Consider the following 21,157-nt stretch of genomic DNA (forward strand, 5'->3'; position numbering starts at 1 on the left):
CGGTATGCGCATCGTGATCGTGGGGGCCAGCGGCAACGTGGGGACGGCGCTGCTGCGGCGGCTGCGAAGAGAGTCCGGGGCGGAGTTGGTCGGGGTGGCCCGCCGGCTGCCCGGGCCGGACGCCGGTGAGCCGTACGACGGGGTGGAGTGGCACTCCTGCGACGTGGGGGCGCCCGACGGGGCCGAAAAGCTGGCCGCGGCCTTCGCGGGGGCGACGGCCGTGGTGCACCTGGCCTGGCAGATCCAGCCCAGCCACGACCAGCGCGTCCTGCACCGGACCAACGTCGGGGGCAGCCGCGCGGTGTTCGAGGCCACCGTCCGGGCCGGCGTCTCCGCCCTGGTGTACGCCTCGTCGGTCGGCACCTACGCGCCCGGCCCGAAGGACCACCCGGTGAGCGAGAACTGGCCGGCGACCGGGGTGGAGACGTCGTCGTACAGCCGGGACAAGGCCGAGGTGGAGGCGCTGCTGGACGGCGTGCAGCGGGAGCGGCCGGAGTTGCGGGTGGTCCGGCTGCGCCCGGGGCTGACCTTCCAGCGGGACGCCGGCACGGAGATCCGGCGCTACTTCATGGGCCCGCTGGCGCCGGTCCGGCTGCTGCGCTACGGCCGGATCCCGCTGGTCCCGACGAACCGGCGGCTGCGCATGCAGGCGGTGCACGCCGACGACGTGGCCGACGCGTACGCCAGGGCGGTGCTGGGTGACGCGCGCGGCGCCTTCAACATGGCCGCGGACCCGGTGCTGACCCCGGAGCTGGTGGCCCGGCACTTCCACGGCTGGACGGTGCCGGTGGCCACCCCGGTACTGCGCGCGGCGGCCGCGCTGACCTGGCGGGCGCGGCTGCAACCGGTCGACACCGGCTGGGTCGACCTGGCGCTGAACGCCCCGCTCATGTCGAGCGAGCGCGCCGAGACGGAACTGGGCTGGACGCCCCGGGTCGACGCCGTCACGGCCCTGAAGGAGCTCTTCGAGGGCATGTCCCACCGCACCGGCACCAGTTCCCCGCCGATGTCGGCGGACCCGACCCTCCCCGGCCGCCCCACCGCCCTCCTGAAGGCCCGCCTCCCCGGCCACCCCAACCCCTACTGACGGCGAGTCGATCGAGGAGTTCGCGTCCCGGGGGAGATCAACTCCGACGCAAACTTCTTGATCAACGCGACAGGCGGGAGCCGGTGACCGTGGGCGGGTGGGCGCCGAGGAAGAAGATGCCGGGGTAGCCCTTCGTCTCGAAGCCCTTGCTGGGGTTGCGGCGGAGGGTCGAGCTTTCGATCTTCAGGGTGCCGGTGCGGTTGTTGCTGACGAAGAAGACGGCGCCGCCGCCCTCGTTCGCCGTGTTGCCCTCGATGATCGTGCCGGCGATCCGGACGGTGAACTCGTTGCCGTCGCAGTAGATCGCGCCGCCGCTGCCGCCGCCGGGGGTGCCGGCCCGGGCCGGGTTCGCGCCGCTGCCGACCGCCCGGTTGTCGCGGAAGACGCTGTTCAGCACCGTCCAGGAGACGCCGATGCTGCTGGTCGCCGCGCCGTTCGCGCAGACGCCGCCGGTGAAGCTGCTGTTCACCACGTAGACCGGTCGGTTCTCGTACTGGCTGAGCACGCGCAGCGCCGCGCCGCCCAGGTCCTGGCCGGTCCGGTCGCAGCGGTTGTTCACGAAGCGCGTGTTGACCACCTTGAACCGGCCGCCGCGTACGAAGATCGCGCCGCCCCCGCCGCCCTCGGTCCGGTCGCCGGTGGCGTTGCCGTCGGCGAAGGTCAGGTTCTGCACGGTGAGCTGCGGCTGATCCTGGTTCTGGCAGTGCGAGGTGGTCCAGCCCTGGGCCTGGTCGCAGGTGTTCTGGTAGAGGATGCGGCGCTCGCCACCGCCGCTCAGGGTGACCTTGCCGCCGCCGTCCAGCACGATCCGCGGGCCGTGCGAGTTGACCACCTTCGCGGTCGCCTTCATCCGGATGGTCACCGGGGCCGGGCCGCAGTCGAAGGTGATGATTCCGCCGGCCGCCACGGCCTTCACCACCGCCTCGGAGGTGCAGCTCGCCGGGGTGCCGGTGCCGACCGTACGGGTCGGGCGCGAGGTGTCCACCGCCCGCGCCTCGGCGGGCACGGCCGCGTGGCCGTCCGGGTTGCCGGCGCGGAACGCGTCCGCCGAGGGAGCGGCGCTGGCCTTGGCGGTGCCGAGACCGGCCCGGGCGCTCGGGCTGCCGGCGGGGGCGGCCGTCGGGCCGGCGGCGGTGCCGGTCGCGGCGACCGGCGCGGGCGGGCCGGCCGGTCGGTCACCTCCGCAGGCGGGCAGGGCCGCGGTGGCGAGACCGAGGACGAGGAGGGTGACAGCGGACTTCACGCGCACCGCCCGATGCTAGGAGGACCGCGGGCCGCCGCACGACTCCGGAGGGGATCCTTAACCCGCCGCTAAGCCACCCGGCCGCGCCGGTGGTCGGCTCACCTGCCGGCGACCCGCGTCAGCTCTGGGACAGCGCGAACCCGATCAGGAAGCCGAGCACGGTGATCAGGCCGACCAGCAGGTGGGCGTCCTCGAACGCCTCCGGGATCATCGTGTCGGTGATCATCGCGAGGATCGCGCCGGCCGCGAGCGCGGTGATGGCGGCCAGCACCTCGGGCGGGGCGCCGCCGAGCAGTGCGTACCCGGCCAGGGCCGACGCGCCGGAGACCAGGGTGATCGCCGTCCAGAGCAGGAAGACGTAGCGCCGGGTCCGCCCGGCCTGGCGCATACCGGCCGCGCTGGACAGCCCCTCCGGCACGTTGCTGAGGAAGACCGCGAGCACCGTGACCAGGCTGACCCGGCCGCCGGCCAGCAGGCTCGCCCCGATCACCACCGACTCCGGTACGCCGTCGAGCACCGCGCCGACCGCGATGGCCGCACCCGACCCGGGCTGCTCCTGCTCTGAGGGCTGCTCGTCGCCGGAGCGCTTCCGGTGCCGCGCCCCGCGCCGGGCCAGCAGGACGTTCGCCGCGGTGTACGCGAGCGCCCCGATCGCCGCCCCGATCACCACCGGCGCCAGCCCGCCCCGCTCGTGCGCGTCGGCGATCAGCTCGAAGGAGACGGCGGAGAGCAGCACCCCCGCGCCGAACGCCATGACCGAGGCGGTGATCCGGCGCGGCACCTGCGCGGAGAAACCGGCGAACGCCCCGATCAGCAGAGCGGACCCGGCCAGCAGACCCCACCATCCCGCTTCCCACAACCCTGGCACCGCAGCACCCTACCCCCGGCGGGCGAACGGAAAACGGACTCAGAAGTCGGCGAACAGGTAGGGCAGTGACCGCGGGAAGATCCGGCGCAGCTCGGCGGCCGCGTCCACCGGCACCTCGCCGAGGCCGCGCACGGCCACCTCGGCCGGGTCGAGCACCCCGTACGCCAAGGCGGAGAACCCGGCGGCGGTGAGCCGCGCGGTCGGCACGGTGCCCGCGGCGGCGGTGTCGCCGGGGAGCACCTCCAGCGTGCCGGTGGCGCCGTCGAGCAGGTGGGTGCCGGCGAGCCAGCGGTCGCCGACCAGTTCGACGGCGGTCCGGCCGGTCCCGGCGGGCCGGCCGGCGAGCGCGTCCAGGCTGAGCAGCCGGGCCATCGGGGCGGGCGAGCCGGGCCGGGCCACCCGCGCCTCGACGTGCACGGCGAGGTCGGTGAGCCACAGCTCGGGCAGCTCGTCGGCGGGAAGCTCGACGCTGATCCGCTCCACCTGGTCGACGTGGCGGGCGAAGAACTGGAGCAGCGACGCCCGAGCGTACGGGTCGTCGGCCAGCAGGTCGTCGGCGATCAGCGCGCCGCCGTGGTCGTCGATCCGGTAGGTGACCGCGCCGACCGTCTCGCCGTCCCGCACGGCGGTGAGCAGCCAGCGGTCGTCCCGGTCGCGCAGCCCGGCCGCCCGGAAGTCGGGGAAGATCGCGAACCCGTGCCGCCCGCGCAGGCAACGCTCGGTGTACGCCCGCCAGCGGTCGTAGCCGGCGCCGATCCGCTCCCACACCACCTCGCCGGGCAGTTCGGCGCGGAGCAGCGGGGCCAGGTCCGCCGGGGCGAAGACCGCGGTACGCCGGCGGGGCAGCCCGACGTAGCCGAAGCGCTCGTAGAACGAGGCGCGAAAGGGGTAGAGCGCGGTGAGCGGATGCCCCTCGTCGCGCATCTCGTCGAGGAGCCGGTGCAGCAGCGTCCGCACGTGCCCGCGCCGGCGGGCCAGCGGGTGGGTGGCCACCCCGGCGACGCCGGCCATGGGCAGCACGGCGCCGCGCAGGTTCTGCCGCATCGGGACCGCGGAGACGGCGGCCGTGGTGACCCCGTCCTCCTCCACCACCAGCGTCCGGTTGCCCGCGTTGTACGGCAGGTACTCGCGGAACTCCTCGGTCCGCGACGCCGCCATCGGCGATGTCTCGAAGGCGTACGCCTGGAGCGGGAAGCTGGTGGTGAGGCGTTCCTCGGCGGCCAACCGGCGAATGCGCATCCGTTCATCCCAACCCGACGCCCGGAGCGGCGCAACCTGAATCGGCGGGCTCAGGCCTCGGTGACGTCGGAGACCACCACGGTGACGTTGTCGGGCGCGCCGGCCTGGTGGGCGAGCTTCACCAGTTGCTCGCCGCACTGCTGCCGGTCGCCGTAGGTGGCCAGCGCCGAGGCGATGGCGGCGTCCTCCACGTAGTCGGAGAGGCCGTCGCTGCACAGCAGCAGCCGGTCGCCGGCGAACACGGTGAGCACCCCGACGGCCGGCGGCGCGTCCGAGCCCTGCACCGCCCGGGTGACCAGCGAGCGCTGCGGGTGATGGCGGGCCTGGTCGGGGGATAGTGCGCCCTGGTCGACCAGCGCCTGCACGAAGGTGTCGTCCCGGGTGAGCTGGCTCAGCTCGTTGTCCCGCAGCAGGTAGCAGCGGGAGTCGCCGACCTGGGCGAGGACGAGGGTGTCGTCGGCGAGCAGGCCGGCGGTCAGCGTGGTGCCCATGCCGTCGCGCGTCGGGTCGACCGTGATGGCCGCGCGGATGCGCTGGTTGGCGGTGCTCACCACGGCGCGCAGCGCGTCGGCGGCCTCGTCCGGCACGGTCGGCGGGGTCAGCTCGTCCAGGATGCGGATGACGATCTCGCTGGCCACCTCGCCGGCGGGGAGGCCACCCATGCCGTCGGCCACCGCAACCAGGCGGTCACCGGCGAGGGCGGAGTCCTCGTTGTTGGTCCGGACGAGGCCGACGTCGTTCAGGATGGCCGAGCGGAGGATGAGCGTCATGGAGACAAGCTTGCCAAGAACACCCGCTCCGCGTCTCTACGCACTGCTGGGTCTGCTGAAAGAAATGTCGCGGGCTTGCACACGCAGTATGTATCAACCATCCACAGTGGTCCTTCGGGGATAGCGCAGCAGCAGGCTCGCCCGGACCATTTCGTCGCCGACGGCGGCGTAGCTGTGCGGCACGTCGGAGGTCCAGCGGAGGTATTCGCCCGGGCCCGCGGTCAGTGGGGCGTCAACCGGGCCGGCGCGGAGCACGCCGGAGAAGACGGTGACGTGTTCGGTGACGCCGGCCTGGTGCGCGGGGGAGAGCTGCGCCGGGCCGGGGCTGACCCGCATCCGGTACAGCTCGTAGGTCGCGTCGGTGTCGCTGAACACCTCCAGCAGGGTGGCGCCCACCGCGGCGCCGCGTACGGTCGGCGTCCCGGCCGGCCCGGAGAGCACGGCGGTGAGCGGCACGCCGAGCTGGGCGGTGATCGCGTAGAGGGTCTCCAGGGTGGGGTTGCGGGTGCCGTTCTCCAGCCCGGAGAGGGTGGCCTTCCCGACGCCGGCCAGCCGGGCGAGCGTGGACAGCGACATCTCCCGCTCCTCGCGGAGGGCGCGGATCCGCCGGCCGACGGCTTCGCCGGTCCGGTCACCGGTTGGTGAGGCAGTTGCCATGGGGGCTATGGTGCTACACCAGCGCGTTCCGTAAACGGAACGGCGAGGAGGGGGAGCCCATGGCCGGTCGACTGCAACCCGTGCTGGCCGGCGTGGTGACCGCCCTGGTCGGCTTCGCCAGCTCGTTCACGGTCGTGCTCGCCGGGCTGCGCGCGGTCGGCGCGGACCGGGCGCAGGCCGCCTCCGGGCTGCTCGCCCTCTGCATGGCCAGCGGCTGCTGCGCGGTCTGGCTCGGCCTGCGGCACCGGCTGCCGCTGGCCATCGCCTGGTCCACTCCCGGCGCCGCGCTGCTCGTCGCCACCGGGCCGGTGCCCGGCGGCTGGCCGGCGGCGGTCGGCGCGTTCCTGCTCACCGGCCTGCTGATCGTCGCGGCCGGGCTCGTTCCCGCACTGGGCCGAGCGGTCGCCGCGATCCCCGCGCCGATCGCCAGCGCCATGCTCGCCGGGGTGCTGCTACCGCTCTGCACGGCGCCCGTCCGGGCCCTGGTCGAGGTGCCCCGGCTGGCCGGGCCGGTGGTGCTCGCCTGGCTCCTGCTGCACCGGTTCGCCCGCCGCTGGGCGGTGCCCGGCTCGCTCGCCGTGGCGGTGGTGGCGATCGCGCTGACCGCGTCCGGGCCGGCCCGGATCGACGTCGCCCCGGCCGTCGCGCTGACCGCGCCGGCCTGGACCCTGCCCGCGGTGGTCGGGTTGGCGCTGCCGCTGTTCCTGGTCACCATGGCCGCGCAGAACGTGCCGGGCACCGCCGTGCTGGCCGGCTACGGCTACCGTGCCCCGCTGGGCTCCGCGCTCCGGGTGACCGGGCTCGCGACCGCGCTCGGCGCGCCGGCCGGCGGGCACGCGGTGAACCTGGCCGCGATCACCGCCGCGCTGGCCGCCGGCCCGGACGCCCACCCCGATCCCGAGCGGCGCTGGATCGCCTCGGTCACCGCCGGGATCGGCCTGGCGCTGCTCGGCCTGGGGGCCGGCGTGGCGACCGCCCTGGTGCTGCTCTCCCCGCCGGTCCTGGTCGAGGCGGTGGCCGGGCTCGCGCTGCTCGGCGCGCTGGCCGGCGCGGTCGCGGCGGCGGTCGCCGAGCCGGACGCCCGGGAGGCGGCGGTGGTCACCCTCGTGGTCACCGCCTCCGGGTTGAGCCTGCTCGGCGTGGGCGGCGCGTTCTGGGGGCTGGTCGCCGGCTGGCTGATGCTGCTGCTGTTCCGCCGCCATCGCGCCGCCATGCCGCCGGTGCCCGGGCCGGAGCCGGAACCGGCCGTCCCGGCCCGGACGGGCTGATCAGGCGACGCCCTCCGCCTCGACGCCGATCTCCATGATCCGCAGGCGGACGCCGGCGACGTTCTCCTCGACCGTCCGCCGGAACTCCCGCGCGTCCTCCAGCGTGTCGAGCACGACCAGCGCGTGGCTCAGGTCGGCCTCGTCCTCGTCCGTGCCCCACCAGCCCCGGACGAAGCCCGGGCTCTGCCGGGTCACCTCGGCCATGTGCGCGAACTGGGCGGCCCGGGCCGCCGCTCCGGCCGGTGTGCCGCCCTGCTCTCCGATCACCATCCACATGCCGCCCACCGTAGGCGGGGAGTCACTCCTCCGGAGGCAGTTCGGCGGCGGGGACGCTGAGGCGTACGCCGTCGTCGGTGACCGCGGCGATCCGGTCGGCCAGCACGTAGACCGCGCCGGTGCGGGCCAGCTCGGTGGAGACCTTGAGGTAGCCTTCGCGGAGCAGCCGGGCGGCCAGGTCGGCCGGGACGTCCGGCTCCTCGGCGGCCGCCGACCCGATCAGCTCGTCCAGGCTGCTGCCCGGGTCCACCGGGGCGGGCGCCTGCACGGTCACGGCCGCCGGGTCGCCGCGCTGGACGAGATCCACGGTGCCCACCTCGACGCCGGTGGAGTCGACCACCCGCATTCCGGTGGTGACCCGGGAGACGCTGTCCTGCTGCTGGCTCATACAGGCGCGGTTCCCGAGGCGCGCGGACGCTAAACGGAGGGGGCCCAGCCGCTCGGCGGGCGGGGGGACAGCTCGCGCCAGGTGTCCGTCCCCTCCAGCAGCGCCCGGACCGTCTCCTCGGCCTCCTCGACGCTGGCGTACTCGTAGAACTGGGAGACCCCCTCGGCGCCGCCGGCGCGCTGCTCGACGTGCCAGCGGTCGCCGTCGACCCGGAGGAAGACGTCCCGCCGGGCCAGCCGCCCCCATTTCCCGTTCCACCAGTGCCTGCGCTGCTCCATGCCCGGACTCTATCGAACATGTGTTCGACACGCGTCGGCCCCCGCGGGATTCCCACGGGGGCCGATCGGCTATGGCGTCAGCGCCCGGCGGGCGGCTCCTGCCGACGGCCGAGCACGTCGTCCAGCGCGCCGCGCTGGCCCGGCGTGGCGTGGTTGCCGGCGAGCAGCGCGTCCCGGATCTCGGTGAGCAGCCGCACCTCCTCGCTCGGGGCCTTCGGCGGCGGCTCCTCGCCGCGCTTGCGCCGCTCGGCGAGCCTGTTCATCGGGTAGACGACCAGGAAGTACAGCGCCGCCGCGGTGAGCAGGAAGGTGATCGCCGCGTTGACGAAGGCCACCCAGTCGAACGGGATCTTCCGGAAGGTCGGCGTCGAGCCGGTGATGCCGTTCTCGCTGCCGGTGATCAGCGCGATGAACACCCGGACCAGTGGTTCCAGGAACGACTTGGTGAGCTGAGTGACCACGCCGGTGAAGGCGGCGCCGATGACGACGCCGACCGCCAGGTCGACGACGTTTCCGCGCATGATGAAGTCTTTGAAGCCCTTGAGCATCCACACTCCCGTGCTGTCCGAATCTCGGTCCGGGACAACCTATGCCCCCGAGGGGGCCTCGAGGAAAGCACCGGCCTCGACCGCCGCCCGCGCCGGGTCGCCATCCCGGATGGCCTCGACCAGCCGGCCGTGGTCCACGTACCGCTCGGGTTCCAGGGTCTCGCCCATCGCCTGCGCGACGGTGCTGCGCAGCGCGACGCCGACCGAGGCGTAGAGCTCGGCCAGCATGGCGTTGTGCGCGGCGGCCACGACCGCGGTGTGCAGCGCGGCGTCGGCCTCGACGAACCCACCGACCCGGCCGGAGCGCCAGGCGGCCTCCCGGGCGGCGAGCGCGCCGTCGAGCGCCGCCAGGTCGGCCGGCGTACGCCGCAGCGCGGCGAGCCGGGCCGCCTCCACCTCGAAGGCGCGCCGGACCTCGATGACCTCGGCCATCCGGTCGTCGGTGAGCCGGCGGGCCACCACCGGGGCCAGCTCGTCGGTCGACACCACGTAGGTCCCGGAGCCCTGCCGGCACTCCAGCACCCCGGCGTGCACCAGCGCCCGGACCGCCTCGCGGACCGTGTTCCGCCCGACCCCCAGCGCGGCGACCAGCTGCGGCTCGGTGGGGATCTTCGCGCCCACCGGCCACTCGCCGCCGAGGATCCGGGCCCGGAGCTGCTCGATGGTCTGGCGGACCCGGTGACCGCGCGGCGGCACGGCGACGGAATCGACGGCGGGTGTCACCGGTTACACCTCCTGCCGAAATTCATCCCATGATTGTAGGTTCGAGGTCATGACCCCGCCACCCACGTCCACCGCGGTCCCCGTCACCGACGCGCCCAGCACCGACGTGACGCCCGGGCCGGCCCCGGCCGCCGCCCCGGCGCCCGCGGCTTCCGCGACCCGCGGCGGGCTGCTGGTCCTGGTCGGCATGCTGCTCGTCGCGCTCAACCTGCGCGCCGCGGTGACCAGCCTGGGCGCCCTGCTGGACGAGATCCGCGACGGGCTGGGCCTCTCCGGCACGATGGCCGGCGTCGTCACCACGCTGCCCACCATCGCCTTCGCCGGGCTGGGCGCCCTCACCCCGTGGCTGGTCCGCCGCTGGCCGGCCGCCCGGCTGCTGGTGGTGGCCATGCTCGCGCTCACCGTCGGCCAGGTGCTCCGCGTGGTCACCGACTCGGCGGCGGTCTTCGTGCTCACCAGCGCGCTCGCGCTGGCCGGCATCGCGGTCGCCAACATCCTGCTGCCGATGCTGGTCAAGCAGCACTTCCCGCACCGCACCGGGCTGGTCACCGGGGCGTACACGATGACCCTGACCGTCGGCACGACGGTGGCCGCCGCCTCGGCGGTGCCGGTCGCCCACGCCTTCGGCTCCTGGCGGGCCGGGCTCGGCGTCTGGGCCGGGCTGGCCGCGGTGGCCGTACTCCCGTGGGTGCCGCTGGCGCTGCGGACCCGGGCCGCGCGACGGAGGGCCGCCCCGGCGGTGGCCGCCGCCGCGCCGGCGCGGGTACGGCCCGCGCGGACCCGGCTCGGCTGGGCCATGGCGGTGTACTTCGGGGCGCAGTCGCTCAGCGGGTACGCGATCATGGGCTGGCTGGCCCAGCTCTTCCGGGACGCCGGCTACGCGCCGGAGGCGGCCGGCCTGCTGCTCGCCGGGGTGACCGCGCTCGGCGTGCCGGTGGCGCTGATGATGCCGACCCTGGCCGGCCGGCTGCCCACGCTGCGCCCGCTGGTGCTGTCGCTGACCGCCTTCTCCACGGCCGCGTACCTCGGCCTGGCGCTCGCCCCGCACGGCCTCGCGCCGCTCTGGGTGCTGCTGCTGGCCCTCGGCCAGGGCGCCTTCCCGCTGATCCTGACCACGATCGGGCTGCGCGCCCGGACCGCCGAGGGCACGGTGGCACTCTCCGCCTTCGCGCAGAGCACCGGCTACGTGATCGCCGCCCTCGGCCCGCTGCTGGTCGGCATCCTCTACGAGGCGACCGGGGGCTGGACCGCGCCGATCGGCTTCCTGCTGGTGGCCCTCGCCGTGCAGACGACGGCGGGCATGGTGATCGCCCGTCCCCGCCACATCGAGGACGAGCGCTGAGTGGAAACGGTCAGGAGGAGGCCGGCGTGGGATCGCCCGCCACGGCCTGCTCGACCGTCGGGTAGGTGTGCAGCACCTCGACCAGGCCGCTGACCTCGAGGATGCGGAGCACCCCGCGCTGCGGGGCGGCCAGCCGGACCACGCCGCCGGCCTCGTCGCAGCTGTTCTTGGCGCGCACGAACACCGACAGCCCGGTGGAGTCGCAGAACGACACCTCCGCCAGGTCGAACACGAGGCGGTTGCGCCCCTTGTCCAGCAGGTCCGTGATCTGGTCCTGGAGCTGCGGTGCCGTCGCCATGTCCAGCTCGCCCGCGACCGACACGACGACCACGTCGCCGCGCTGTTCCGTGTGCACCGTCAGGGACATTCGCCGACCTCCTGTGTTCGGTGGAACGGTATCCCACAAAGCTGGCAGCGTGCAGAACGGGAGCCGAGAAGGGTGGCGTCGCTCATTCCGTTGCTACGTGGCAACTAGTGCGGCCGGCCCCGGTGATAGAGTCCGCCCGTCCGGAGTTCAGGGAGGTCAACATGGCGTTGAGCGCCGAACAGAGTGGTCGGTTCGCCCGCCTGCTGAGGGAGCACGCCGACCGGCTGACCGAGCGCTGGACGGAGATCATCGTCGCCTCGCTGCGCGGCCGCCTCAGCCAGGCCGAGCTGAGCCGGCAGGTGCGGGAGCTGCACCGGAGCATGGCCGACGCGGCCGGGAACGGCCTCGGCGACCTGGCCGACGAGCACGCCGGCGAGCTGCGCGCGGTGCTGGCCGAGCTGTCGACGGGCCGGGCCCGGCAGGGCTTCAGCGCCACCGAGACCGCGATCAGCGTATTCGCGCTGAAGGACGCGCTGCTGGAGCTGATGGAGGAGAACCAGGACGCGGACACCCTCCGCGACTTCGTCGCCTTCTCCGCCCTGATCGACCAGATGGGGCTGTTCACCTTCGAGAGCTTCGTGCGCACCCGCGAGGGCCTCATCGCCGACCAGGCGGAGCAGCTGCTGGAGCTCTCCACGCCGGTGGTGAAGCTCTGGGAGGGCGTGGTCGCCGTCCCGCTGGTCGGCACCCTCGACTCGGCCCGCGCCCAGGTGGTGATGGAGCGGCTGCTCCAGACCCTGGTCGACACCGGCTCGCCGTACGCGATCATCGACATCACCGGCGTGCCGGCGGTGGACACCCAGGTCGCCCAGCACATCCTCAAGACCGTGGTGGCCGCCCGGCTGATGGGCGCCGACTGCATCATCTCCGGCATCCGGCCGCAGATCGCCCAGACGATCGTCGCCCTCGGCATCGAGTTCGGCGACATCGCCACCAAGGCGAGCCTGGCCGACGCGCTGCGCCACGTCCTGCGCCTGACCGGCGTCGAGACCTCACGTCGCGCCCGCCGGGAGTCCTGATGGAGCGGGTGCCGATCCTCAAGATCGGTGACATCCTGCTGGTCTCCATCCAGGTCGACATGTCCGACCAGACGGCGGTCCAGCTCCAGGAGGACCTGGCCGAGCGGATCGTCGCCACCGGCTCGCACGGTGTGATCATCGACATCACGGCGTTGGACATCGTCGACTCCTTCGTCGGCCGGATGCTCTCCACCATCGCCTCCATCTCCAAGGTGCTGGACGCCGAGACGGTGGTGGTCGGGATGCGTCCCGCCGTCGCCATCACCCTGGTCGAGCTGGGGCTGTCGCTCAACGGCATCCGCACCGCGCTGAACGTCGAGCGCGGCATGGAGCTGATCGCGGCGACCCGCGGCGACGAGTGGGACCACGGGGACGTCGACGAGGACGCCGAGACGACGGCCACGTCATGACCACCGGCGTCGACCTGGGGGTGTCGGCGACCCAGGCGATCCGCAGCGACGAGGACGTGGTCCGGGTGCGGCAACTGGTGCGTACCACCGCCGTCGCGGCCAAGCTCTCGCTGGTCGACCAGACCAAGCTGGTCACCGCCGCCAGCGAGCTGGCCCGCAACACGCTGATCTACGGCGGCGGGGGCAGCGCCGAGGTGACCACCGTCGAGGACGGCCGCCGGCGCGGGGTCCGCATCGTCTTCGCCGACGAGGGGCCCGGCATCCCCGACCTCGACCAGGCCTTCACCGACGGCTTCACCACCGGCGGCGGGCTCGGCCTGGGGCTCAGCGGCGCCCGGCGGCTGGTCGATGACTTCGACATCTGGACCACCGTGGGTGAGGGCACCCGGATCACCGTCACCAAGTGGTCCCGATGAACGCCGACGTGGTCACCGACCACGGGCTCTGGTTCCGGCTGGAGAACGGCGCCACGGCGAGCGGCATGCGCCGGGCCGCCGAGCGGCTCGGCCGGCAGCTGGGACTCGGCGAGCAGCGGGTCGCCGACCTGGCCATCGTCGCCGCCGAGATCACCAGCAACCTCGTCAAGCACGCCCGCGAGGGCACCCTGCTGCTCCGCCCGGTACGCCGGGGCGGACGGGCCGGGGTGGAGCTGGTGGCCATCGACTCCGGCCCCGGCATGGCCGACCTCGCGCTCTCTTCGGCGGACGGGCACTCCACCACCGGCACGCTCGGCATCGGCCTGGGCGCGATCGCCCGGCAGGCGAGCCGGTTCGACGGCTACTCCCTGCCCGGCCGCGGCACGGTGCTGGCCGTCCAGGTCTGGGACGGTCCGGCCCCCGAGCCCGACTGGGCCGGCGCGCTGGCCCGGCCGATCACCGGCGAGCAGGTCAGCGGCGACGGCTACGCGGTGCGGGTGGCCGACGGCCGGCGGCAGGTGCTGGTCTGCGACGGCCTGGGACACGGCCCGCTGGCCGCCGCCGCCACCGGGGCCGCGCTGGCCGCGTTCCGGGCCGCGCCGGCCGGCCCGCCGGGCACCGTGGTGCAGCACCTGCACCGGGCCATCTCGCACACCCGCGGCGCCGCGCTGGCGGTGGCCGAACCGGACGTCGTGTCGGGCTTGCTGCGCTACGCCGGGCTGGGCAACATCGCAGCCATGATCGTGGCCGCGGGTGAGCGGCGGCGGGGCCTCGTCTCGCTGCCCGGCATCGCCGGACACCAGCGCCCCTCGGTGCGGGAGTACGACTACCCGTTCCCGTCCGGGGCGACCCTGGTGATGCACAGCGACGGCGTGGTGGACCGCTGGGACCTGGCCGACTATCCCGGCCTGACCGGCCGCCCGCCGCTGCTGGTCGCCGCTACCCTGCTCCGCGACGCCGGGGTCCGCCGCGACGACGCCTGCGTCCTGGTCGCCCGGGCGGAACCGTGACCGGTTCGTCCGCCACCGACCCGCTGCTGCAGATGGCGCTCCGGGTGGAGCACGACATCTTCCTGGTCCGGCAGCGCGGCCGGGAGGTGGCCGGCGCCGTCGGACTGGAGCACCAGGACCAGGTACGCCTCGCCACCGCGCTCAGCGAGGTGGCCCGGGACCTGCTGCGCATCGTCGGCGGCGCGGACGTCGCCTTCGTGCTGGATCGGGAGGTCACCACCGGCTGGCCGGTGCTCCGGGTCGACCTGGCCCCGGCCCGCCCCCTGCCCGACGGCCGGTACGAGCCGCAGTCCGGTGCGGTGGCGCGTCTGGTGGACATGCTCGGTGTGGTGACCGACGGGGAAGATACGGTCGTGAGGATGTCCCGACGAGTCCCGGCCCACGCGCCGCCGCTGACGCCGGAGCGTCTCGACCGGCTCCGGACCGAGCTGGCGAGCAGCGCTCCGGGCACCGCCCTGGACGAGTTGGCCGCGCAGAACGCCCAGCTCATCGCCGCCCTCGACGAGGTGCGCACCCATCGCGACGAGCTGGAGGTGCTCAACTCCGAGCTCCAGGAGACCAACCGGGGCGTGATGGCGCTCTACAACCAGCTCACCGAGGAGCTGGAGGAGACCAACCGCGGTGTGGTGGCGCTCTACGCCGAGCTGGACGAGAAGTCCGCCCAGCTCCGCGCGGCCAGCGAGTCGAAGAGCCGGTTCCTGGCCAACGTGAGCCACGAGCTGCGCGCACCGGTCACCGCGATCATCGGGCTGGGCCGCCTGCTCGGCGACTCCGCCTCCGACCCGCTCACCGCCGAGCAGGCCCGGCAGGTGGGGCTGATCCGGTCGTCCGCGGCCGACCTGCTCGGCCTGGTCAACGAGCTGCTCGACCTGGCCAAGGCCGAGTCGGGCCGGCTCGAGCCGAACTGGGTCGAGGTGGACCTGCGCGGGCTCTTCGGGCAGCTCCGCGGCACGCTGCGCGCGTTGGCCACCCGGCCGGAGGTGGAGCTGGTCGTGGAGGAGCCGCCGGCCCCGGCGACGCTCCGCTCGGACGAGGTGCTGCTCGCCCAGGTGCTGCGCAACCTGCTGCACAACGGCCTGAAGTTCACCGAGCGGGGTGAGGTGCGGCTGCGGGCCGAACGCCGGGGCGACCTCTGGTCGCTGTCGGTCACCGACACCGGCGCGGGCATCCCGCCTGAGCTGCACGAGCGGATCTTCGAGGAGTTCTACCAGGTGCCCGGCACGACCCGGGTCGGCGGCATCGGCCTCGGCCTGCCGTACGCGCGCCGGCTGGTCACGCTGCTCGGTGGGACGCTGGAGCTGACCAGCGAACCCGGCCGGGGCAGCACCTTCACCGTTGTCCTTCCCGTGGGCGGAGCCTGACGGTGGAGGGCGGCCCGGCGACCGTGCTGGTGGTCGACGACAGCAGGCCGAAGCGGTACCTGCTGGTGAGCTGGCTGACCCGGGCCGGGTTCGCGACGATCGAGGCGGAGAACGGCGCCGAGGCGCTGGACCGGGTGCGCAAGGACCGGGTCGACCTGGTGGTGCTCGACGTGCGGCTGCCGGACATGAGCGGCTCCGAGGTCTGCGAGCTGATCAAGGAATCCCGCCCGTCGACCCCGGTCATCCACGTCTCGGCGCACGCCGTGGATGTGGTGGACCGGGCGCAGGGGCTGACCCGGGGCGCCGACGCGTACCTCGCTGAGCCGATCGAGCCCGAGGAACTGGTCGCCACCGCCAACGCCGTGCTCCGCTACTACCAGGCCCGGCAGCGGGCCGAACTGCTCGCCGAGCGGCTGGCCGCGCTGGCCGACGCCACCGTGCAGATGCACGCGGCGCCGAACTTCGTCCGGCTGCTGGAGGCGGCGGCGGCCGGCGCGGCGCGGATCTTCAAGAGCCCGGCCGCGGTGGTCGCGGAGACGTTCGACGGCGACTGCCTGGCCGGGGTGACCGCCGGCCCGGAGGCGCCGCCGGTGATCGTGCCGTGGTCGGTGGACGACACCGGGCTGCCGATCGGCACCCGGGTCAGGGTCGACGAACCGGGCGCCTGGGACCTGACCGCCTGGCCCGCGGGCGACACGGTGACCGTGGCCGCCGCCCGGCTACGGGAGGACCGGGCCCCGCTCTACGTGGTGGTGCCGACCGCCACCCAGACCGTGCGGACCCCGGTGCTGGTGCAGCTCGCCCAGGCCGTCGCCTCGGCGGTCGAGGCCCAGCGCTCCTTCGACCAGGAGCACCGCATCGCGGTGACCCTCCAGCGCAGCCTGCTGCCCCGCCGGCTGCCCGAGGTGGCCGGCCTCGACCTGGCCGTCCGCTACGAGCCGGCGAGCGCCCAGACCGAGGTGGGCGGCGACTTCTACGAGCTGGTGATGCTCGACGGTCACCTGCTGGTGGCGATCGGCGACGTGGCCGGGCACTCGTTGCACGCGGCCACGGTGATGGCCGAGCTGCGGCACGCGGTGCGCGCGTACGCGGTCGAGGGGCATCCGCCGGGGGTGATCCTGGACCGGGTCAACGAGCTGATGCGCACCCTGCTGCCGGCCGAGCTGGCCACCATCTGCGTACTGCTGCTCGACCCGGGCAGCGGGCTGATCCGGCTGGCCAGCGCCGGGCACCTGCCGGCCCTGATCAGCAGCGACGGGCGGATCCAGTTCGTGCAGCAGCCCGCCCCGCTGCTCGGGGTGCGCGCGCCCCGCCCGCCGGACCTGGAGTTCGTGCTGCCGGCCGGGGCCACGCTGGTGCTCTACACCGACGGGCTGATCGAGCGGCGGGACGCCACCATCGACGAGGGCATGGCCGCGCTCGGGGCGGTCGCCGCCCGGGTCGACGACAACCTCGACGACTTCTGCCAGCGGCTGCTGGTCGAGCTGGCGCCGCCGGAGATCCACGACGACGTCGCGGTGGTCGCCGTCCGCCGCCGCTGAAGCCCCGGGGTCACCCGCCGCGCGACGCCAGCGAGCGGGCGTACGCGGCCGGCGACACCCCGGCCACCGCGGTGAACTCGCGGACCAGGTGGGCCTGGTCGGCGTACCCCAGGTCGGCGGCGACCCGGGACCAGTCCAGCGGCCCGGCGGCGGCCTGCTCGATCGCCTCCTGGAGCCGGTAGCGGCGGATCACCCACTTCGGACCGATGCCGACGTGCTCCAGGAAGAGCCGCTGGAGCCGCCGGGCGGACACCCCGTGCCGCCGGGCGAAGTCGTCGACGCGCAGCACGCTCCGGTCGGTGCGGATCTCCTCGACCAGGGCGGTGGCCTCGGCGGTGAGCGGGTCCGGCACCGGCTCCCAGGCGGTGAGCAGGTCGTCCAGCCGGCGGCACCGCTGCCCGTCGGTGCCCGCGCAGACCGGCCCGGCGGCGAACGGTCCGGTGAGGGCCGCGCCGGACGGTGGCGGCCCGGGCGGCAGCGGGAGCCGCCGGCCGGTCAGCTCGGAGACCGGGCGTTTCCAGAAGGGACGGAAGCCGCCCGGGCGGAACTGCACGCCGGTGACCCGGCCGGTGCCGTGCAGGGTGACCGTGAACAGGCCGGTGTCCACGCCGGCGATCTCGCCGTGCTCCGCCTCGCCGACCTGGACCTGGAACACCACGTTGACCGCCGGGTGCGGGACGATCCGCTGGTCGAACGGCTCGATCAGCGCCCAGTCGATCAGCCAGTAATGCTCGACCCAGGGGCGCAGTGCCGGGGTGGGCAGCCGGCGCCGGAAGTCGACCCGCCGCCGGAGCCGGCCGGGGTCGAGGATCCCCCGGTTGTCCCGCCGCGGCTCGTGTCGCATTTCTTCAAGACCGCCCTCATACGCTGGTCACTATGACCACGAAGACTAGTGAGTTGCTGGCCGTCGCCGCGCCCCGGACGGCGGCGGTGGTCCATGGCATCGCCGACGACCAGCTCGGCCTGCCCACCCCGTGCCCCGACTACACGGTGCGCGACCTGCTCAACCACCTCTTCGACGTGGTGGTGAACTTCCAGGACCTGGCCCACCGGCGGGAGGTCGACTGGTCGGCCAAGACCGACCACCTGACCGAGGGCTGGCGGGACCGGTTCGTGACCGAGACCGTCCGCCTGACGAAGGCGTGGTCGGACCCGGCGGCGCTGGAGGGCGTCTCGCCCGGCATGGGGTTGCCCCAGGAGACCGTCGGCCGGATGGCCCTGATCGACCTCGTCGTGCACGGCTGGGACCTGGCCCGGGCGACCGGCCAGCGGCTGGAGGCCGACCCGCCGGTGCTGGCGGCGGGGCACGGCTTCATGGACCGGATGGGCGACACCGGGCAGAAGATGGGTGCCTTCGGCCAGCCCGTCCCGACCAGTGCCGAGCCGACCACGCTGGACGCCCTGCTCGGCCGGACCGGCCGCGACCCCGCCTGGACCCCCTGACCCGACCGGCCCGTGCGGCGACGCGCCGTACGGCCGCTCTTGACACCACTATTCACTCAATGAATAGTGAGGCGCGTGTCCACTCAGCACGTTCTGCTCGGGCTGCTCGCGGGCGGTCCCCGGCACGGCTACGAGCTGAAGCGCGCCCACGACGAGCGGCTGCCCCGGGCCCGGCCGCTCGCCTTCGGGCAGGTCTACGCCACCCTGGCCCGGCTCCAGCGGGACGGCCTGGTGGCCCCGGCCGGACAGGCCCGCGAGGGCGGCCCGGACCGCACGGCCTACGCGCTGACCGCGGACGGACGGGCCACGCTCGACCGGTGGCTGGCCACCGTCGAGCCGCCCATGCCGTACGTGGCGAGCACCCTCTTCGCCAAGGTGGTGGTCGCGCTCATGGTCGCCGATGCCGAACGGGCCCGCGCCTACCTGATCGCCCAGCGCCGGGCGCACACCGAGCGGCTGCGCGAGCTGACCGCGGTGAAGACCGCCCCCGCGGCCGGCCTCGACGAGGTCGTCGCGGCCGACTTCGCCATCGCCCATCTCGACGCCGACCTGCGGTGGCTGCACACCACCCTCGAGCGGGTCGCCGACTGGCACCGGGAGGTGCACTCGTGAGCTTTCTTCAGGCGCGCGGCGTGGTCCGGGCGTACGGGAGGACGCCGGCCCTGCGCGGCGTGACGCTCGACGTGGCCGAGGGCGAGATCCTCGCCGTCACCGGCCCGAGCGGCTGCGGCAAGTCCACCCTGCTGCACTGCCTCGCCGGCATCCTGCGCCCCGACGCCGGGCAGGTCACCTGGCGGGGGGAGCGGGTCGACGAGTGGTCGGAGTCGGCCCGGTCCCGGCTGCGGCGCACCGAGTTCGGGGTGCTCTTCCAGTTCGGCCAGCTCGTCGCCGAGCTGACCGCGGCGGAGAACGTCGCCCTGCCGCTGCTTCTCGCCGGCACGGGGCGGCGAGAGGCGCGGACGGCGGCGCTCACCTGGCTGGAGCGGCTGGGTGTGGCCGAGGTCGCCGACGTCCCGCCCGGCGAGATGTCCGGCGGGCAACAGCAGCGCTCCGCCCTGGCCCGGGCCCTGGTCACCGAGCCGCGGGTGCTCTTCGCCGACGAGCCCACCGGCGCGCTGGACACGCTCACCGGCGAGCAGGTGCTCACCCAGCTTGTCCGGCTGGCCCGGGAGCAGCGCACCACCGTCGTGCTGGTCACCCACGAGCCGCGGATCGCCGCGTACGCCGACCGTGAGGTCACCCTACGCGACGGGGCGGTCGACCAGTCCGGCCTCGGTCTGGACGCGCCGGTGCTCGGTGGCCCCCGGTGAGGCCCGGCGCGCTGTTCCGCCTCGCCCGGGCCGGCACCCGCACCGACACCGCCCGGGTCGCGCTGACCGCGCTGAGCGCCGCCCTGGCCACGCTGACCGTGCTGGCCGCGCTGACCGTGCTGGCCATACCCACCCCGCCGGCCACCGACGGCAACTCCGTCCGCTGGTCCCTCCAGTACACCAACGGGCTGCTGCGCGAGCCGGGCCTGCGTGGCGGCGTGGCGTTCGCCCTGCTGCTGCTCGTCGTGCCGGTACTCGGGCTGGCCGGGCAGTGCGCGCGGCTCGGCGCGCCGGCCCGGGACCGCCGGCTGGCCGCGCTCCGGTTGGCCGGGGCCACCCCGCGTCAGGTCACCCGCATCGCGGCCGCGGAGACCGGGCTGGCCGGCCTGCTCGGCACCGTCGGCGGCCTCGCCGTCTTCCTGGCCGGCCACCGGCTGCTGCATCGGCCCGGCCCCGACGGGCGGCTGTCGCTGCCCACCGACGTCCACCCGACCCCACCGGCCGTGCTGGCCGTGGTGCTCGGCCTGCCGCTGCTCGCCGCCCTGATCGGCGCGGTGCTGCTGCGCCGGGTCACCACCACCCCGTTCGGTGTGGTCCGCCGGGTCCGGACCCGGGCACCCTGGCCGTGGCCGGGCCTGCTGATCCTCGTGGGGCTGGGCCTGTTCGTCGCGTTCCGGCCGGTGGGCCTCTGGTACGAGCGGCGGCACGCCGTGCCGCCGCCCTGGCTGCTGCCGACGCTGCTGATCCTCGGCGCCCTGGCCGCCATGATCGGCGTGGTCGCCGGCACCGGCTGGCTCTCCCACGCCACCGGCCGCCTGCTGCACCGGTACGGCCGCCACCCGGCCGCGCTGCTCGCCGCGCGCCGGCTGACCGCCGATCCGTGGGCGGGCAGCCGCACCTTCGCGGCGCTGCTGGCGGCGCTGATCTTCGGCGCGGGCGCCGCCGGCATCCGCGCCGACTTCCTGGCCACCATCGAGCTGAACCGCCGCACCGGTGCCGGGATGGCCGCCTCGGACTCCTTCTACCTAGGCGCGATGGACCTGGTCGACCTGGCGGTCGCGGTGTCCCTGGCGATCGCGGGCGGCGGGCTGCTGGTGGCGGTCGTCGAGGGGATCACCGCCCGGCGCCGGGCGTACGCGGCGCTGGTGGCGACCGGGGTGCCCCGCGCCACCATCGGCCGTTCGCTGCTCTGGCAGTCGCTCGCCCCGGCGGTACCCGCGATCGGCCTCGCGCTGACCGTCGGCTACCTGCTCGTCCGGGGCCTGTTTTCGGCACCGAGGGGCGGGGGCTACGCAGAGGAGGTCTGCGACGCGGGCGAGCGGCTCTGCGGGGATCCGGCCACCAGTGCCCGCTACACCCGCACGGAGTGGGTGCCCGAGGTGATCGTCCCGCCGGACGTACCGTGGGAGCAGCTGGCCTGGTTCGCGGCCGGCGGGCTGGCCGCGGTGCTGCTGACCGTCGGTCTCGGCCTGCTTTTCCTGCGGGCCAGCACGACGGTCGAGGAGTTGCGCACGACCTGACGTGACGCGGGGGGCGCCACCGGCGCTGTTTGCCTCGGGAGGCCTGGGGCGGGTCTCCCGAGCCGGCGGACCG

The 21,157-nt window shown here is 74.6% G+C and carries 25 protein-coding genes; 13 read left to right on the top strand and 12 right to left on the bottom strand.

Features of this window, described 5'->3' with window-relative positions:
- Positions 1–4: 4 nt before the first annotated feature.
- Complete coding sequence (locus tag AB0F68_RS02460; RefSeq protein WP_357332326.1) at positions 5–1,087, top strand: NAD-dependent epimerase/dehydratase family protein; 1,083 nt, start codon at positions 5–7, stop codon at positions 1,085–1,087.
- 61 nt (positions 1,088–1,148) lie between these two features.
- Here AB0F68_RS02460 and AB0F68_RS02465 read toward each other — a convergent pair whose 3' ends face one another.
- From AB0F68_RS02465 to AB0F68_RS02485, 5 genes are all read right to left on the bottom strand, one after another.
- Positions 1,149–2,336 (bottom strand): hypothetical protein, encoded by a 1,188-nt coding sequence (locus AB0F68_RS02465; protein WP_357332328.1) that lies wholly within the window; start codon positions 2,334–2,336, stop codon positions 1,149–1,151.
- Positions 2,337–2,448: 112 nt separating this feature from the next.
- Entirely contained in the window at positions 2,449–3,198 is a 750-nt protein-coding gene (locus AB0F68_RS02470) for a ZIP family metal transporter (RefSeq protein ID WP_357332330.1), read from the bottom strand.
- A 39-nt stretch (positions 3,199–3,237) separates the two neighbouring features.
- The gene (locus tag AB0F68_RS02475; protein WP_357332332.1) at positions 3,238–4,437 is read right to left on the bottom strand and encodes a GNAT family N-acetyltransferase; all 1,200 of its coding nucleotides are present in this window, start codon (positions 4,435–4,437) and stop codon (positions 3,238–3,240) included.
- A 50-nt stretch (positions 4,438–4,487) separates the two neighbouring features.
- Positions 4,488–5,207 carry a protein phosphatase 2C domain-containing protein gene (locus AB0F68_RS02480; RefSeq protein WP_357332334.1) on the bottom strand — a complete coding sequence of 240 codons (720 nt, stop codon included), beginning with the start codon at positions 5,205–5,207 and terminating at the stop codon, positions 4,488–4,490.
- Between the two features lie 93 nt (positions 5,208–5,300).
- The gene (locus tag AB0F68_RS02485; protein WP_357332336.1) at positions 5,301–5,864 is read right to left on the bottom strand and encodes an XRE family transcriptional regulator; all 564 of its coding nucleotides are present in this window, start codon (positions 5,862–5,864) and stop codon (positions 5,301–5,303) included.
- 59 nt (positions 5,865–5,923) lie between these two features.
- Here AB0F68_RS02485 and AB0F68_RS02490 point away from each other — a divergent pair, with 59 nt between their 5' ends.
- Positions 5,924–7,132, top strand: a complete 1,209-nt coding sequence (locus tag AB0F68_RS02490; protein ID WP_357332338.1) for a benzoate/H(+) symporter BenE family transporter — start codon at positions 5,924–5,926, stop codon at positions 7,130–7,132.
- On the opposite strand, the gene AB0F68_RS02495 is transcribed toward AB0F68_RS02490, so the two are convergent.
- The 5 genes from AB0F68_RS02495 to AB0F68_RS02515 form a co-directional block, all read right to left on the bottom strand.
- Positions 7,133–7,408 carry a hypothetical protein gene (locus AB0F68_RS02495; RefSeq protein WP_357332340.1) on the bottom strand — a complete coding sequence of 92 codons (276 nt, stop codon included), beginning with the start codon at positions 7,406–7,408 and terminating at the stop codon, positions 7,133–7,135.
- A gap of 22 nt (positions 7,409–7,430) precedes the next feature.
- Complete coding sequence (locus tag AB0F68_RS02500; protein ID WP_357332342.1) at positions 7,431–7,796, bottom strand: hypothetical protein; 366 nt, start codon at positions 7,794–7,796, stop codon at positions 7,431–7,433.
- Between the two features lie 29 nt (positions 7,797–7,825).
- Positions 7,826–8,074 carry a hypothetical protein gene (locus tag AB0F68_RS02505; RefSeq protein WP_357332344.1) on the bottom strand — a complete coding sequence of 83 codons (249 nt, stop codon included), beginning with the start codon at positions 8,072–8,074 and terminating at the stop codon, positions 7,826–7,828.
- Positions 8,075–8,151: 77 nt separating this feature from the next.
- Entirely contained in the window at positions 8,152–8,622 is a 471-nt protein-coding gene (gene mscL, locus AB0F68_RS02510) for a large conductance mechanosensitive channel protein MscL (RefSeq protein ID WP_357332346.1), read from the bottom strand.
- Between the two features lie 39 nt (positions 8,623–8,661).
- Positions 8,662–9,345, bottom strand: coding sequence for an FCD domain-containing protein (locus AB0F68_RS02515; protein WP_357332348.1), 684 nt, complete (start codon positions 9,343–9,345; stop codon positions 8,662–8,664).
- A gap of 49 nt (positions 9,346–9,394) precedes the next feature.
- Between AB0F68_RS02515 and AB0F68_RS02520 the strand changes: the two genes are divergently transcribed.
- Positions 9,395–10,687 carry an MFS transporter gene (locus AB0F68_RS02520; RefSeq protein WP_357332350.1) on the top strand — a complete coding sequence of 431 codons (1,293 nt, stop codon included), beginning with the start codon at positions 9,395–9,397 and terminating at the stop codon, positions 10,685–10,687.
- Positions 10,688–10,697: 10 nt separating this feature from the next.
- Here AB0F68_RS02520 and AB0F68_RS02525 read toward each other — a convergent pair whose 3' ends face one another.
- A complete protein-coding gene (locus tag AB0F68_RS02525) occupies positions 10,698–11,054 on the bottom strand; it encodes an STAS domain-containing protein (RefSeq protein WP_091315546.1) in 357 nt (118 codons plus the stop codon).
- A 161-nt stretch (positions 11,055–11,215) separates the two neighbouring features.
- Between AB0F68_RS02525 and AB0F68_RS02530 the strand changes: the two genes are divergently transcribed.
- The 6 genes from AB0F68_RS02530 to AB0F68_RS02555 are packed head-to-tail and all read left to right on the top strand — an operon-like array spanning position 11,216 to position 16,811.
- The gene (locus tag AB0F68_RS02530) at positions 11,216–12,073 is read left to right on the top strand and encodes an STAS domain-containing protein (protein ID WP_357332352.1); all 858 of its coding nucleotides are present in this window, start codon (positions 11,216–11,218) and stop codon (positions 12,071–12,073) included.
- Positions 12,073–12,483, top strand: coding sequence for an STAS domain-containing protein (locus AB0F68_RS02535; RefSeq protein ID WP_357332354.1), 411 nt, complete (start codon positions 12,073–12,075; stop codon positions 12,481–12,483). Before AB0F68_RS02530 ends, AB0F68_RS02535 begins: the two co-directional genes overlap by 1 nt.
- On the top strand, positions 12,480–12,899 hold the full coding sequence (locus AB0F68_RS02540) for an ATP-binding protein (RefSeq protein WP_357332356.1): 420 nt from the start codon (positions 12,480–12,482) through the stop codon (positions 12,897–12,899). The genes AB0F68_RS02535 and AB0F68_RS02540 overlap by 4 nt, the downstream gene beginning before the upstream one ends.
- Positions 12,896–13,909 (top strand): ATP-binding SpoIIE family protein phosphatase, encoded by a 1,014-nt coding sequence (locus AB0F68_RS02545; RefSeq protein ID WP_357332875.1) that lies wholly within the window; start codon positions 12,896–12,898, stop codon positions 13,907–13,909. The genes AB0F68_RS02540 and AB0F68_RS02545 overlap by 4 nt, the downstream gene beginning before the upstream one ends.
- 32 nt (positions 13,910–13,941) lie before the next feature.
- Positions 13,942–15,270, top strand: a complete 1,329-nt coding sequence (locus AB0F68_RS02550) for a sensor histidine kinase (RefSeq protein WP_357332876.1) — start codon at positions 13,942–13,944, stop codon at positions 15,268–15,270.
- A gap of 2 nt (positions 15,271–15,272) precedes the next feature.
- On the top strand, positions 15,273–16,811 hold the full coding sequence (locus AB0F68_RS02555) for a SpoIIE family protein phosphatase (protein ID WP_357332358.1): 1,539 nt from the start codon (positions 15,273–15,275) through the stop codon (positions 16,809–16,811).
- 10 nt (positions 16,812–16,821) lie between these two features.
- Here the strand turns inward: AB0F68_RS02555 and AB0F68_RS02560 are convergent, their stop codons facing one another.
- The gene (locus AB0F68_RS02560; protein WP_357332360.1) at positions 16,822–17,655 is read right to left on the bottom strand and encodes an AraC family transcriptional regulator; all 834 of its coding nucleotides are present in this window, start codon (positions 17,653–17,655) and stop codon (positions 16,822–16,824) included.
- A 32-nt stretch (positions 17,656–17,687) separates the two neighbouring features.
- Between AB0F68_RS02560 and AB0F68_RS02565 the strand changes: the two genes are divergently transcribed.
- The 4 genes from AB0F68_RS02565 (at position 17,688) to AB0F68_RS02580 (ending at position 21,084) form a co-directional block, all read left to right on the top strand.
- Positions 17,688–18,254 carry a TIGR03086 family metal-binding protein gene (locus AB0F68_RS02565; RefSeq protein WP_357332362.1) on the top strand — a complete coding sequence of 189 codons (567 nt, stop codon included), beginning with the start codon at positions 17,688–17,690 and terminating at the stop codon, positions 18,252–18,254.
- 75 nt (positions 18,255–18,329) lie between these two features.
- Positions 18,330–18,866 (top strand): PadR family transcriptional regulator, encoded by a 537-nt coding sequence (locus AB0F68_RS02570; protein ID WP_357332364.1) that lies wholly within the window; start codon positions 18,330–18,332, stop codon positions 18,864–18,866.
- Entirely contained in the window at positions 18,863–19,564 is a 702-nt protein-coding gene (locus tag AB0F68_RS02575; protein ID WP_357332366.1) for an ABC transporter ATP-binding protein, read from the top strand. Before AB0F68_RS02570 ends, AB0F68_RS02575 begins: the two co-directional genes overlap by 4 nt.
- Complete coding sequence (locus AB0F68_RS02580) at positions 19,561–21,084, top strand: ABC transporter permease (protein WP_357332368.1); 1,524 nt, start codon at positions 19,561–19,563, stop codon at positions 21,082–21,084. Before AB0F68_RS02575 ends, AB0F68_RS02580 begins: the two co-directional genes overlap by 4 nt.
- The last annotated feature ends 73 nt before the right edge of the window (positions 21,085–21,157 follow it).

Source organism: Micromonospora sp. NPDC023966 (genome assembly GCF_040639095.1).
GTDB lineage: Bacteria > Actinomycetota > Actinomycetes > Mycobacteriales > Micromonosporaceae > Micromonospora.

What these genes read in the sequence shown, in the direction of transcription:
- AB0F68_RS02460 (WP_357332326.1), top strand. Translation starts at nt 5, where the DNA reads ATGCGCATCGTGATCGTGGGGGCCAGCGGCAACGTGGGGACGGCGCTG.
- AB0F68_RS02475 (WP_357332332.1), bottom strand. Translation starts at nt 4,437, where the DNA reads ATGCGCATTCGCCGGTTGGCCGCCGAGGAACGCCTCACCACCAGCTTC.
- AB0F68_RS02480 (WP_357332334.1), bottom strand. Translation starts at nt 5,207, where the DNA reads ATGACGCTCATCCTCCGCTCGGCCATCCTGAACGACGTCGGCCTCGTC.
- AB0F68_RS02485 (WP_357332336.1), bottom strand. Translation starts at nt 5,864, where the DNA reads ATGGCAACTGCCTCACCAACCGGTGACCGGACCGGCGAAGCCGTCGGC.
- AB0F68_RS02490 (WP_357332338.1), top strand. Translation starts at nt 5,924, where the DNA reads ATGGCCGGTCGACTGCAACCCGTGCTGGCCGGCGTGGTGACCGCCCTG.
- AB0F68_RS02495 (WP_357332340.1), bottom strand. Translation starts at nt 7,408, where the DNA reads ATGTGGATGGTGATCGGAGAGCAGGGCGGCACACCGGCCGGAGCGGCG.
- AB0F68_RS02500 (WP_357332342.1), bottom strand. Translation starts at nt 7,796, where the DNA reads ATGAGCCAGCAGCAGGACAGCGTCTCCCGGGTCACCACCGGAATGCGG.
- AB0F68_RS02505 (WP_357332344.1), bottom strand. Translation starts at nt 8,074, where the DNA reads ATGGAGCAGCGCAGGCACTGGTGGAACGGGAAATGGGGGCGGCTGGCC.
- mscL (WP_357332346.1), bottom strand. Translation starts at nt 8,622, where the DNA reads ATGCTCAAGGGCTTCAAAGACTTCATCATGCGCGGAAACGTCGTCGAC.
- AB0F68_RS02520 (WP_357332350.1), top strand. Translation starts at nt 9,395, where the DNA reads ATGACCCCGCCACCCACGTCCACCGCGGTCCCCGTCACCGACGCGCCC.
- AB0F68_RS02525 (WP_091315546.1), bottom strand. Translation starts at nt 11,054, where the DNA reads ATGTCCCTGACGGTGCACACGGAACAGCGCGGCGACGTGGTCGTCGTG.
- AB0F68_RS02530 (WP_357332352.1), top strand. Translation starts at nt 11,216, where the DNA reads ATGGCGTTGAGCGCCGAACAGAGTGGTCGGTTCGCCCGCCTGCTGAGG.
- AB0F68_RS02535 (WP_357332354.1), top strand. Translation starts at nt 12,073, where the DNA reads ATGGAGCGGGTGCCGATCCTCAAGATCGGTGACATCCTGCTGGTCTCC.
- AB0F68_RS02540 (WP_357332356.1), top strand. Translation starts at nt 12,480, where the DNA reads ATGACCACCGGCGTCGACCTGGGGGTGTCGGCGACCCAGGCGATCCGC.
- AB0F68_RS02545 (WP_357332875.1), top strand. Translation starts at nt 12,896, where the DNA reads ATGAACGCCGACGTGGTCACCGACCACGGGCTCTGGTTCCGGCTGGAG.
- AB0F68_RS02550 (WP_357332876.1), top strand. Translation starts at nt 13,942, where the DNA reads ATGGCGCTCCGGGTGGAGCACGACATCTTCCTGGTCCGGCAGCGCGGC.
- AB0F68_RS02560 (WP_357332360.1), bottom strand. Translation starts at nt 17,655, where the DNA reads ATGCGACACGAGCCGCGGCGGGACAACCGGGGGATCCTCGACCCCGGC.
- AB0F68_RS02565 (WP_357332362.1), top strand. Translation starts at nt 17,688, where the DNA reads ATGACCACGAAGACTAGTGAGTTGCTGGCCGTCGCCGCGCCCCGGACG.